The organism is Pseudokineococcus marinus, assembly GCF_013004605.1.
Taxonomy (GTDB): Bacteria; Actinomycetota; Actinomycetes; order Actinomycetales; family Quadrisphaeraceae; genus Pseudokineococcus; species Pseudokineococcus marinus.
This window is the reverse complement of record NZ_JABEMA010000093.1, coordinates 1-11,231: the sequence shown is the minus strand read 5'-3', so window position 1 is coordinate 11,231 and position 11,231 is coordinate 1. Positions and strand designations below refer to the sequence as shown.

The window sequence follows — 11,231 nt, the reverse complement described above, 5'->3', positions numbered from 1 at the left end:
GCCGTGGCCCGCGGGGGGGTCCACGGCCGTCGGCGCACCGGGGCCCGGGACCGGCCGCGAGGGGGCGGCGCCGGGCGCGAGCGGCGAGGTGCCGAGGTCTTCGCTGCGCGAGCGGGGCCTTCGCTGCGCGAGCGGGGCCTTCGCTGCGCGAGCGGGGCCTCCGCTGCGCGAGCGGGGCGTCAGCTGCGCGAGGAGACGATGGCGCGCGAGGCCCAGCGCACGAGCCCGCGGGGGGCGTGCCGGGCGAGCTGCACGACCGCGGCGTAGCGCGTCGTCGGCACGGACACCACGCGGCCGCGGGCGACGTCGTCGAGGGCCGTGCGGACGAGCTCGTCGACGTCGACCCAGCCGATCTCGGGCATGTGGCCCATGCGCAGCTCGGCGCGCTCGTGGAACTCGGTGCGCACGAAGCCGGGGCACAGCGCCGTGACGGTGACGCCGGTGCCCGCCAGCTCGTTCGACAGCCCCTCCGAGTAGGCGGTGACCCACGCCTTGACCGCCGAGTAGCCACCCATGGTGACGAAGCCGGCGACGCTCGAGACGTTGAGGACGGCGCCGCGCCCGCGGTCGCGCATCGCCCGCCCGGCGGCGCCGCCGAGGACGAGCACGGCGCGGCACATGACGTCGAGGGCGCGCTCCTGCTCCGAGGTGTCCTCCGACAGGAGCTTCGAGGACAGGCCGAAGCCCGCGTTGTTGACGAGCAGGTCCACCGGGCGGGCGACGTCGCCGAGGCGGTCGGCCACCCGCTGGACGTCGGCCCGGTCGGCGAGGTCCGCGCGCAGCACCTCGACCCGCGTGCCGCCGGCGCGCAGCCGCTCGGCCGTCTCCTCGAGCCGGGCGGCGTCGCGGGCCACGAGGACGAGGTCGTGACCGCGGCCCGCCAGCTCGCGGGCGAAGGCCGCCCCGATGCCCGAGGTGCCGCCCGTGACCAGTGCCGTCGCCATGGGGAGGACCGTAGCGAGCAGCGCCCCCGGCACCCGACCCGTCCCGCCCGGGACGACAGCCCCGTGCTCGGGTGCCGCCGACGTCGCGCCGCGCCCGGTCCGCCCGCCCGCCCGCGCCGCGGGTAGCGTCGCCGCCCGTGCGCATCGCCACGTGGAACGTCAACTCCGTCCGGGCCCGCGTCGACCGCCTGGTGGCGTGGCTCGAGCGCAGCGACGTCGACGTCGTGGCGCTCCAGGAGACCAAGTGCCGGGACGACCAGTTCCCGGAGGAGCGGCTGCGCGAGGCCGGCTACGAGGTCGCCCACCACGGGCTGAGCCAGTGGAACGGCGTCGCGGTCCTCTCCCGGGTGGGCCTCGAGGACGTGCGCGTCGGCTTTCCGGGCCAGCCGGGCTGGGGCGAGGGCGCGGAGGCCGAGGCGCGGGCCATCGGGGCGCGGTGCGGCGGCGTCGACGTGTGGAGCCTCTACGTGCCGAACGGCCGCGCGCTCGACGACCCCCACTACGCCTACAAGCTCGACTGGCTGGCCCGGCTGCGCGACGCCGGGAGCGCCTGGCTGGCGGACGACCCTCGCGCGCAGGTCGCCCTCTGCGGGGACTGGAACGTGGCGCCCACCGACGAGGACGTCTGGGACCCGGCCGTCTTCGCGACGAGCACCCACACCTCCGAGCCCGAGCGCGCGGCCTTCCGCGCCGTCGTCGACGCGGGCTACGCCGACGTCGTGCGCCCCCACGCCCCCGGGCCGGGGACGTACACCTACTGGGACTACACCCAGCTCCGCTTCCCCCGCCGCGAGGGCATGCGCATCGACTTCGCCCTGTGCTCGCCGGCGCTCGCCGAGCGCGTGACGGGGGCGGAGATCGACCGGCAGGAGCGCAAGGGCAAGGGCGCCAGCGACCACGCGCCCGTCCTCGTCGACCTCGCGGACGCCTGACCCCACCGCCTCACCGCCCGCTCGTCCGAGCGCCGCGCTCGGCTCCTCCTGGACGCCGTCAGCCGGCCCGGCCGTCCCCGGGGCGACGGGCGCCGACCTGCAGCTCGCTGCGCCATACCACGTGGTCGACCTCGCGGGCGGGCGCGCCGAGGACGGCCGCGGCCGCCTCGAGCAGCGCCGCGGCCTCCAGCGCGCCGGGCCGCGAGCCCGCGCGCGCCGGCTGACCTCCCGCCAGGAGGCTGCGGACGAGGCGGGAGACGAAGCGGCGGACGTCGTCGTCGGGCACGACCTGCTCCGCGCCGGCCAGGAGCAGCAGCCGGTGCCACGACCGACCCGACGACTGCCCCGCGGCGGCGCACCAGGCGGCCCGCACGGCCTCCCACCGCTCGGACGACGGTGCCGCAGGTGCCTCCACAGGGGGCCACGGCGTCAGGGCCACCCGGGCCCGGGCGTGGGTCTGGGCCTGCGCCGCAGCGGCGCGGTGGTCGCGGAGGACGGCCAGGAGGTCCGCCGTCGTGACGACGCCGACGTCGACGAGGGCCTCCGCCGCCTCGCGCACCGCGGTCGCCTTGAGGGGTGCGCCCGCGGTCGACGCCGTGCGGTGCCGGGTGGCCAGCGCGGCGGCCCACGCCTCGTCGTCCCCGGCGGCGGTGAAGGACGCCAGCAGCGCCGGGGCGTCGAGCCCGTCACCCGGTCCGGCCGTGCTGGCGAGGTGCTCGCGCACCCGGGCCACCACGCCCGCGACGGCGGTCGGCCGCACCCGGGGCGCCCAGACGGCCTCGACCACGCAGAGGGCCAGCGAGGCCGGGTGCCCGACCGGGGGCTCGACCCGCACCCCCGCGGCCTCCAGCCGGTGCGCGGTGCGGAGGACGTCCTCGGCGACCACGTCGGCGAGCCCGCCCCAGGTGTCGGACGGCTCGGTGGGGTCGCTGGTCCGCTCGAGGCGCAGGTCGTCCGGCTCGGCCTCGGCGCCGGCCCCGGGTCCCCCACCGGGCTCGGGGCGGGGCGCCTCGTCCCGGCCCGGGCACGCGGCGGGGCGTGCGGTCGGGTCGGCGCCGCCGCCTGACCCCTCGGAGGGGTGCTCCGCATCGCCGGATGCGGAGTCGGCCGGGCCGGTGCTCGTCTCGCTGCTCATGGCGAGACCGTGGCGCCCTGCCGCGCCGCCGCGGCGGCGCCCGGCGAGGTCTGTGGACGACCTCGCTAGCGTGGCGGCCTGTGGACGCCGCCGAGACCGCAGACCTGCCCGTCGACGCGCTGGGGGACGCCCGTGGGCGGCTCCTGGCCCTCATCCGCGAGACGGCGGTCGTCCGCGGCCGCGTGACGCTGTCCAGCGGCGCGGAGGCCGACTACTACGTCGACCTGCGCCGCATCACGCTGCACCACGAGGCGGCGCCGCTGGTCGGGCGGGTGATGCTCGACCTGGTCGACGGGCGGGGGCTCTCGCCCGACGCCGTGGGCGGCCTGACGATGGGCGCCGACCCCGTGGCAGCGGCGATGCTCCACGCCGCCTCGGCGCAGGGCCGCCCGCTCGACGCCTTCGTCGTCCGCAAGCAGGGCAAGGCCCACGGCCTGCAGCGGCAGATCGAGGGCCCGGCGGTGGAGGGCCGCGCCGTCGTCGCCGTCGAGGACACGATGACGACCGGTGGCTCGGTCATGACGGCCGTCGAGGCGCTGCGCGCCCACGGCGCGCAGGTGCTCGCCGTGGCCGTGCTCGTGGACCGTGACACCGGGGCTCGCGAGCGCATCGAGGCGGAGGGGCTCGACTACCTCGCCGTCTTCACCAAGGACGAGCTCGGCCTCGACGACGGCCCGGCCGCCGGCGCCGGCACTGGGGAGCCCGCGCGCCCCACCCTCTGACGTCCTGGCGTCCGGCGCTCGGCCGTCGGTCGCCGGCGGCTGCTCCTGGGCCGTCGCGTCGCCGGGAGGCGGTGCCGGAGAGCGGTGGTCCTCAGCCCGGCCGCCGTGATCGGCTGGGTGATGAGGCGCGCCCGTCTGCCTGGAGGAGCTCAGAAGGGCGGTGGTCCCTCGCCCCAGCCGCCGTGGTCGGTGCCGTCGGGGTGGGTGGCGGTCGTGGGTGCCGGGCGGTCGGTGAGGTGCTGGTGCTGACGCGTGTGCTCCTCGCGGGTCGACCGCGCGTCGCGGTGGGCGAGGTCGTCGGTGGGGTAGGGGTGGCCGACGAGCAGGCGGGGGTGGATCTCGACGTGGCCGTGGAGGTTGCGGACGTCGTCGTGGCGGCCACAGGTGTCGAGGTTTCCCTGGTTGGACGCGGTGGCCTCGCGGGCGTTGGCGCGGTGCTCGTGGTGTCGTGCGCCCGTTGTGGTGCGCGTGGTCGGGACGACGCGGTAGCCGGCGGCAGCGATGCGCCAGGTCGCGGCCGGTCGGCGGGGAGGCGACGTCGTGCTGGTGCTCCCGGTGAGGCCGTGGTCATCGCTCCGCCCGGGTTCGGGCGTCGTGTCGGTGCCGTCGTGTCCTGGTGTGTCGTCCGTGGCGGCGGGGACCGGGGCGACGGGGGCGGGCTCGACGGGGGCGGGGTGGTCGGTCCCTGGCTCGGTGGGTGCGGGGGGGCGGGGGAGCAGGGTTGGGCCGGGGACGGTGGTGGTCTGTCCCAGGGGTGAGGTCCAGGTGACGCTGGTGTCGGTGGGGTCGTCGGTGGTGGGGGTGTCGGTCCAGCCGTGGCGGTGCTTGGCGAGGTGGTGGGTGCGGCAGCGGGGGCTGAGGTTGCAGGGGCAGGTGGGGCCGCCGGTGGCGTGGGGGGTGGCGTGGTCGAGGTCGCAGCGGGTGGCGGGGACGCGGCAGCCGGGGTAGGTGCAGGTGGGGGTGCGGGTGCGCACGTACCGGTCGGTGGCGGCTGAGGGTCGGTAGCGGCCGCCGCCGGCGGCGGCGACGGGGCAGGCGCTGCGGGGGCGGCGGGGCAGGGCGAGCGCGGGTGTGGTGGCGGGCCTGGAGACGTCGTGAACGCTGCCGGTGGTGGCGCGGTCGGTGCCGCCGGGGTCACCGGTGCCGCCGCGATCGACGGGGCCTTCAGGTTCGTCAACGTTGCCAGGGTTGCCGGGGTTGCCAGGGCTGCCGAGGTCTTCATGGCCACCTGGGTCGCCGTGGCTGTCGTCGTCACTGCTGGGGCGGTCATCGCGGGGGCCGTCGTCTCTGCCGCTGGGGTCGTCGTCCCGGCCGGGGCCGTCGTCGTGGGGTGGGTCGGTGGTCATGAGGTGGCCGTCGAGGGCGATGAGCTGGCCGGTGAGGTGGTGGGTCAGGGCGCGGCGGAAGGGGGCGCCGGTGGCCAGGAGCTCGCGGACGTGCCCGAGGGGCACCGGGCCGGTGCCCGGTAGGTGGGCGGGTTCGTCGTCGAGGCCGAGGAGGCTGGTGAGGGCGACGACGACCTGGACCCCGCGGCCGGGCCGGGGCGGAGGGTTCGGGTGTCGCGCGGTCGTGGTGCTCAAGTCATCGACCGTGCCCGTGCCCGTGCCCGTGCCCGTGCCCGTGCCCGTGCCCGTGCCCGTGCCCGTGCCCGTGCCCGTGCCCGCGCGGTCGCCGTATGCGGTGTTGCCGTCGGTGGTGGGGCGGGCGGTGAGGGCTAAGTCGACGAGGGCGTCGAAGCGGCGCGCGTCGAGGCCGCGGCGGTCGGGCAGGCCGGTGCCGTGGGGGGTGTCGCGGGCGTGGGTGAGCAGGTCGGGGCCGGCGAGGCCGGCGGTGGTGGTGGTGTGGGGGTCGGTGCGTGCGTGGGGGCCGGTGCGGGTGGTCGCGGCGGTGGTGAGGTGGTCGTGGACGGCGGCGAGGTCGAGGGCGGGGCCGGTGGCGGTCAGCTGGGCGAGGCCGTCCGGGAGGGGGTGCAGGCGCACGCAGCGGTCGCGGGTGCCGGTGCGGGCGCGGTCGCGGGTCGCGGCCGGGACCAGGCGGGCGAGCAGGTAGCGGATGCGGGCGGCGAGCTGGCCGGTGGTCAGGGGGCCGAGGGCGGGGGCGAGCTGGGCGTCCAGGGCGCGGGCGTCCTCAGGTCGCAGGGGGGTGAGGGCGTCGGTGACGAGGCGGGTGCGGGGTGGGTCGATGCGCCCGTCGGCCAGGGCGGTCAGGGTGGTGGGCGCGAGGGTGGTGAGCACCTGGGCCTGCTCGACCAGGCGGGTCGCGGCCGTGCGGGTCAGGCGCAGGGCGAGGGCGACCTCGGCGGCGGCGGCCGCGGCAGGGTCACCCACCCGGTCTTCGCCCACGACGCCCACCCCGCCCGCGACGGCGGGGCCGGTGGGGCCGGCGGGTCCGCCGGGGCGGGCCATCTCGTCCACGAGGTCGGCGATGCGGCGCAGAGTCCGGGCGTGGGCGCGGGAGCGCTCGGCCTCCTCGGCGCGGATCCCTCGAGCAGGGCCCGGGCGCGGCGGCGGGCCAGGGGCAGGTCGCCGGTCGGCACGTCCACCGCGACCACCCCCTCACCCTCACCCTCACTCGAACACGTGTTCGAAGTCTACGGGCGGGTGGACGGCAGGGCGAGCGCTCGACCACCGCTCGTCCGGGTGGTCTCCGTCACCCTCGCGGGCGCGGTCAGGCGCCCGGGCCGACGCGGCCCTCGAGCGGCGTCGTTCCTCTCAGACCAGCGGCACGACGTCGGCGATCGACTCGCAGACGCGCGTCGGCCGGTAGGGGTAGGCCTCGACGTCCTCGCGCCGCGTCGAGCCGGTGAGGACGAGCGTCGTGGTGAGGCCCGCCTCGATGCCGGCGACGACGTCGGTGTCCATGCGGTCGCCGACCATGGCCGTCGTCTCCGAGTGCGCCTCGATGCGGTTCATGGCGCTGCGGAACATCATCGGGTTGGGCTTGCCGACGACGTACGGCTCGCGCTTGGTCGCCCGCGTGATGAGCGCGGCCACCGCGCCGGTCGCCGGGAGCGGGCCCTCCGCCGAGGGGCCGGTCGGGTCGGGGTTCGTGGCGATGAAGCGCGCGCCGCCCTCGATGAGGCGGATCGCCGTCGTGATGGCGGTGAAGGAGTACGTGCGCGTCTCCCCGAGGACCACGTAGTCGGGGGAGCTGGTCGTCATCGTGTAGCCGACCTCGTGGACGGCGGTCGTGAGCCCGGCCTCGCCGATGACGTAGGCCGAGCCGCCCGGCACCTGCTGGGCGAGGAACTGCGCCGTCGCGAGCGCCGACGTCCAGATCGCCTCCTCGGGGACCTGCAGCCCCGAGGCGGCGAGCCGGGCGCGCAGGTCCCGCGGCGTGAACATCGAGTTGTTCGTGAGGACGAGGAAGCGGCGCTCCCGGTCGACGAGCCGCTGCAGGAAGTCGGCCGCGCCGGGCAGCGCGTGGCCCTCGTGGACGAGGACGCCGTCCATGTCCGTCAGCCAGCACTCGATCTCGGGACCCTGCTCGTCGTGGCTCACACCGCCATGCTCGCGCGGGCGGCGCTCGCGCACCAGGGGCTCGTGACGCCGGTCGGCGGCTCGGCCGTCCACCGGGCCGCGACGGGTCACGGTCGGATCACCGTCGGCGGGCGGACTCGCCCGGGCGCACCTACGGTCGTCCGCGCCGCCGACCCCGACGGCGACCGACCGTCCCCTGAACCCCGGAGGTCACCATGGCCGCACTGCTCTGGATCCTCGGCGTCGTCCTCATCGTCGCAGGCGTCGTCGCCCTCGTCCGCCGCCAGATCCTGTGGGGAGTCGTCCTCATCGTCGTCGGGCTGGTGGTCGGCCCCGGCCTCAGCTTCGCCGGCATCGGTTGACCGGTCCCGCAGGTGCGCCCGGCGCCGACGACGAGCGCGTCGTCGGCGTCGGCCCCTGGCCCGGCGGCCGCGCCGCCTGGCCCGACGACGACCGCCTCGACCCCGAGCTCCTCGAGCACGGCGACCGCCGCAACGTCGCGGACCGGTACCGGTACTGGACGGTCGAGGCCGTCCGCGCCGACCTGGACCGCTCGCGCGCCGGGGTCCACGTCGCGGTGGAGAACTGGCGCCACGACCTCAACATCGGCTCCGTCGTGCGGACGGCGAACGCCGTCAACGCCGCAGGCGTCCACGTCGTCGGGCACCGCCGCTGGAACCGTCGCGGCGCGATGGTCACCGACCGCTACCTCCACGTGCACCACCACGAGGACGCCGCCGCCCTCGCCCGGTGGGCCGGCGAGCGGGAGCTGCCGGTGCTCGGCGTCGACAACGTGCCCGGTGCCGTCCCGCTCGAGACCCACGACCTGCCCGAGCGCGTCGTCCTCCTGCTCGGCCAGGAGGGCACGGGCCTGACGGAGGGCGCCCTCGCCGCGTGCGAGGCCGTGCTCGCGATCCACCAGGCCGGCTCCACGCGCTCGGTCAACGCCGGCGCGGCGGCCGCGATCGCCCTGCACGCGTGGGTCCGGCGGCACGTCTTCGGCCAGCGGCCCGCCTGACGCGGGCCGGCGGCGACGTCCGCCGAGCGGCCGCGCGCGGCGGGGGCGCGGCCGTCCGTGGAAGGATCGCCCCGCCGTCGACGTCGCAGCCCAGGCGCCGTCGACCCCATCACCCCGCCGCCCCGGCGGAGCAGGAGGAGGAGCCCGGTATGCCGATCGCCAGCCCCGAGGTCTACGCGGAGATGCTGCAGCGCGCGAAGGAGCGCTCCTTCGCCTACCCGGCCATCAACGTCACGAGCAGCCAGACGCTCAACGCCGCGATCAAGGGGTTCGCGGACGCCGGGAGCGACGGCATCGTCCAGGTGAGCACCGGCGGCGCCGAGTACGCCTCCGGCCAGGGGGTCAAGGACATGGTGACGGGCGCGACGGCGCTCGCCGAGTACGCGCACGTCGTCGCCGCGAAGTACGGCGTCAACATCGCGCTGCACACCGACCACTGCCCGAAGGACAAGCTCGACACCTACGTGCGTCCGCTGCTGGCCATCAGCCAGGAGCGCGTCGACCGCGGCCAGGAGCCCCTCTTCCAGTCGCACATGTGGGACGGCTCGGCCGTCCTCCTCGACGAGAACCTGCGCATCGGCGCCGAGCTCCTCGAGAAGGCCGCTGCGGCGAAGATCGTCCTCGAGGTCGAGATCGGCGTCGTCGGCGGCGAGGAGGACGGCGTCGCCAACGAGATCAACGAGCACCTCTACACGACCGAGGGCGACGCCCTCGCCACCGCCGAGGCCCTCGGGCTCGGCGAGAAGGGCCTCTACATGGCGGCCCTGACCTTCGGCAACGTCCACGGCGTGTACAAGCCGGGCAACGTCAAGCTCCGCCCGGAGATCCTCGCCCAGGCGCAGCGCGCGGTGGCCGAGAAGCACCAGCCGGACGGCGACGGCAAGCCCTTCCTGCTCGTCTTCCACGGCGGCTCCGGCTCGCTGCCCGAGGAGATCACCGCGGCGGTCGACAACGGCGTCGTCAAGATGAACATCGACACCGACACGCAGTACGCGTTCACGCGCCCGGTCGCCGACCACATGCTGAAGAACTACGACGGCGTGCTGAAGGTCGACGGCGAGGTCGGGAACAAGAAGACGTACGACCCCCGCGTGTGGGGCAAGGCCGCCGAGGCCGGCCTGTCCGCCCGCGTCGTCGAGGCATGCGAGGGCCTGCGCAGCGCCGGGACGAGCCTGTCCGCCTGACCCCTCGCCGCACGGCAGAGCCCCCGACCGCTCGCGGTCGGGGGCTCTGCTGCTGTCCGGCCCGGTTGTCGCCGTCCCGCCTCCGGGCGCGCTCGGCGCGGCCGGCCCCCGTCGCCCGTGCGACGGTGGGGTGAGGGCCGCACCTCGCTCGACCTCGCCCTGGCGCGCCGTCGGCGTCCGCCTGGCCGCACTGCTCGCCGCCGTGACGGCGGTGGCGGCCGTCCTCGCGGCGCTGGGGGTGACGTCGTTCGCCTCGGCGTGGGGCGTCGGCGCGATCGTCGCCGGCGGGCTCGGCGGTCTCACGTCCACCGACCAGCTCACGCGCGGCGCGAGCGTGGACATCGGCACCGCGGGCGGGGGGCTCGCCGCGGGCCCGGACCGGCGCGCCGAGCGGGGCGGTGACGGCGCCCTCACCGGCTTCGGCGCCTTCCTCCTCGTCGGCCTGCCCGTCGCCGTCCTCGGCGGCGTCGTGCTCAGCCTCTGACCGGGCTCTCCGGCCCCAGCACCTGATCGGCCCGGGGCCGGCGCGCGGGGGAGCGGGTCAGGCGGCGCGGTCGGGCCCGTCGGGGTCGTCGTCGGGCGCGTGCTCGGGCACCGAGTCGTCCACGCCCGGGTCGTCGTCGACGACGTCGAGCAGGTCGTTGATGGACGTGACCTCGATGAGGAAGCGGACGACGTCGGGCGGCCGGATGAGCACCAGGCGCGTGGACGAGCGCGAGGCCAGGCGCGCGAGGAAGGCCACGCCCGTGGAGTCCATGAAGGTGACGTGGTGGGCGTCGACCTCCACCGGTCGGCCGGCGTCCTCGGCCTCGGCGGCGGCCTCGACGAGGTCGGGGCTCACCAGCGCGTCGATCTCGCCCGACAGGACGATGCGCGTCTTCGCCCGACCCATGATCACGTGGACCGAGCCCGCGTCGGCGTCGTCGCCGCCCGCTGTGGTGACGCCCGCGCTGGGCGGTGCCCCGGTGCTACCTTCGCCCGACATCGAGACCTCCGACCCGCTCTCCCCGGTGGTGCCGCAGGCCACGCCGCGGAACGACGGTCACGCTAGACGATCGGAGCAGCGCGTGGTCAACCCGGTGGCCGGTGGACGACCGACCGGAGGCCCGGACAGCGACGGCGTCCCTCCCGGCACCCCCTCGGCGGCGCCCGGCGACGGCGGCACCGCGCTCGCGGCGCTGGCCGCCCTGGCGACCGACGTGCCCGTGGTCGTCAGCGACCCGCGGCAGGCCGACGACCCCCTCGTCTGGGTCAACGCGGCGTTCACCCGCACCACGGGCTACGCCGCCGAGGAGGCGGTCGGGCGCAACTGCCGCTTCCTGCAGGACGAGGGCACCGACCCCGTCGAGCTCGAGCGCCTGCGCGCCGGCATGGCGGCCCGCGAGCCGGTCACGGTCGTGCTGCGCAACGTCCGCCGGGACGGGACGCCCTTCTGGAACGAGGTGTCGGTCTCGCCGGTGCTCGACGAGCGGGGCGACCTCGTGCACCGCGTCGGCGTGCAGGTGGACGTGACGGCCCGCGTGGAGGCCGAGCGCGCCGCCGCCGCGGCGCGCGCGCGCCTCTCGCTCCTCGCCGACGTCGCCGAGGCGGTCGCCGAGCTCGACGTCCGCCGGTCCCTGGCGCGGCTCACGGGCGTCCTCGAGCGCCTCGTGCCCTGGTCGGCCGTGCTGCTCGTGCAGGACGGGCTGCGCCTCGGCGCCGTCGCGGGCGTCGACGAGCTGCCGTCCGTGCCGCCCTTCTCGCTCCTCGGCGCCCGCGAGGGTCTGGACCCGCTCGTCGACCAGGCCCTCGGCCGCCAGGAGGGGCCGCGGCGCACC

At 76.8% G+C, this 11,231-nt stretch carries 12 protein-coding genes; 7 read left to right on the top strand and 5 right to left on the bottom strand.

From position 1 onward, the window contains the following. Positions 1-179 precede the first annotated feature (179 nt). A complete protein-coding gene (locus tag HLB09_RS08100) occupies positions 180-944 on the bottom strand; it encodes an SDR family NAD(P)-dependent oxidoreductase (RefSeq protein WP_171202883.1) in 765 nt (254 codons plus the stop codon). 137 nt (positions 945-1,081) lie between these two features. On the opposite strand from HLB09_RS08100, the gene HLB09_RS08095 reads away from it, so the two are divergent. Next, a complete protein-coding gene (locus tag HLB09_RS08095) occupies positions 1,082-1,876 on the top strand; it encodes an exodeoxyribonuclease III (RefSeq protein ID WP_171202882.1) in 795 nt (264 codons plus the stop codon). Between the two features lie 58 nt (positions 1,877-1,934). On the opposite strand, the gene HLB09_RS08090 is transcribed toward HLB09_RS08095, so the two are convergent. Continuing rightward, positions 1,935-3,011 (bottom strand): hypothetical protein, encoded by a 1,077-nt coding sequence (locus tag HLB09_RS08090; RefSeq protein WP_171202881.1) that lies wholly within the window; start codon positions 3,009-3,011, stop codon positions 1,935-1,937. 119 nt (positions 3,012-3,130) lie between these two features. Between HLB09_RS08090 and pyrE the strand changes: the two genes are divergently transcribed. Next, complete coding sequence (gene pyrE / locus HLB09_RS08085) at positions 3,131-3,733, top strand: orotate phosphoribosyltransferase (RefSeq protein WP_171202885.1); 603 nt, start codon at positions 3,131-3,133, stop codon at positions 3,731-3,733. A 149-nt stretch (positions 3,734-3,882) separates the two neighbouring features. Here the strand turns inward: pyrE and HLB09_RS08080 are convergent, their stop codons facing one another. After that, on the bottom strand, positions 3,883-6,138 hold the full coding sequence (locus HLB09_RS08080) for an HNH endonuclease signature motif containing protein (RefSeq protein WP_246234744.1): 2,256 nt from the start codon (positions 6,136-6,138) through the stop codon (positions 3,883-3,885). Between the two features lie 306 nt (positions 6,139-6,444). After that, complete coding sequence (locus HLB09_RS08075) at positions 6,445-7,185, bottom strand: HAD-IIA family hydrolase (RefSeq protein ID WP_171202884.1); 741 nt, start codon at positions 7,183-7,185, stop codon at positions 6,445-6,447. A 242-nt stretch (positions 7,186-7,427) separates the two neighbouring features. Between HLB09_RS08075 and HLB09_RS08070 the strand changes: the two genes are divergently transcribed. From HLB09_RS08070 to HLB09_RS08055, 4 genes are all read left to right on the top strand, one after another. Next, the gene (locus HLB09_RS08070; RefSeq protein WP_171202879.1) at positions 7,428-7,574 is read left to right on the top strand and encodes a GPGG-motif small membrane protein; all 147 of its coding nucleotides are present in this window, start codon (positions 7,428-7,430) and stop codon (positions 7,572-7,574) included. Beyond that, positions 7,571-8,230, top strand: coding sequence for a TrmH family RNA methyltransferase (locus HLB09_RS08065; RefSeq protein ID WP_171202878.1), 660 nt, complete (start codon positions 7,571-7,573; stop codon positions 8,228-8,230). The genes HLB09_RS08070 and HLB09_RS08065 overlap by 4 nt, the downstream gene beginning before the upstream one ends. Before the next feature lie 149 nt (positions 8,231-8,379). After that, positions 8,380-9,414: a class II fructose-bisphosphate aldolase gene (fbaA, locus tag HLB09_RS08060; RefSeq protein WP_171202877.1), complete on the top strand. Its 1,035-nt coding sequence runs from the start codon at positions 8,380-8,382 to the stop codon at positions 9,412-9,414. A gap of 130 nt (positions 9,415-9,544) precedes the next feature. Next, the gene (locus HLB09_RS08055; protein WP_171202876.1) at positions 9,545-9,898 is read left to right on the top strand and encodes a hypothetical protein; all 354 of its coding nucleotides are present in this window, start codon (positions 9,545-9,547) and stop codon (positions 9,896-9,898) included. Between the two features lie 57 nt (positions 9,899-9,955). Here the strand turns inward: HLB09_RS08055 and HLB09_RS08050 are convergent, their stop codons facing one another. Continuing rightward, positions 9,956-10,441 (bottom strand): STAS domain-containing protein, encoded by a 486-nt coding sequence (locus HLB09_RS08050; protein WP_212770754.1) that lies wholly within the window; start codon positions 10,439-10,441, stop codon positions 9,956-9,958. A 40-nt stretch (positions 10,442-10,481) separates the two neighbouring features. Here HLB09_RS08050 and HLB09_RS17785 point away from each other — a divergent pair. After that, a partial coding sequence (locus tag HLB09_RS17785; RefSeq protein WP_212770753.1) for a PAS domain-containing protein occupies positions 10,482-11,231 on the top strand: 750 nt, incomplete at its 3' end.

Coding starts and splice junctions, on each gene's coding strand:
- HLB09_RS08075 (WP_171202884.1), bottom strand. CDS start 7,185: ATGGACGGCGTCCTCGTCCACGAGGGCCACGCGCTGCCCGGCGCGGCC.
- HLB09_RS08090 (WP_171202881.1), bottom strand. CDS start 3,011: ATGAGCAGCGAGACGAGCACCGGCCCGGCCGACTCCGCATCCGGCGAT.
- HLB09_RS08080 (WP_246234744.1), bottom strand. CDS start 6,138: ATGGCCCGCCCCGGCGGACCCGCCGGCCCCACCGGCCCCGCCGTCGCG.
- fbaA (WP_171202877.1), top strand. CDS start 8,380: ATGCCGATCGCCAGCCCCGAGGTCTACGCGGAGATGCTGCAGCGCGCG.
- HLB09_RS08070 (WP_171202879.1), top strand. CDS start 7,428: ATGGCCGCACTGCTCTGGATCCTCGGCGTCGTCCTCATCGTCGCAGGC.
- HLB09_RS08100 (WP_171202883.1), bottom strand. CDS start 944: ATGGCGACGGCACTGGTCACGGGCGGCACCTCGGGCATCGGGGCGGCC.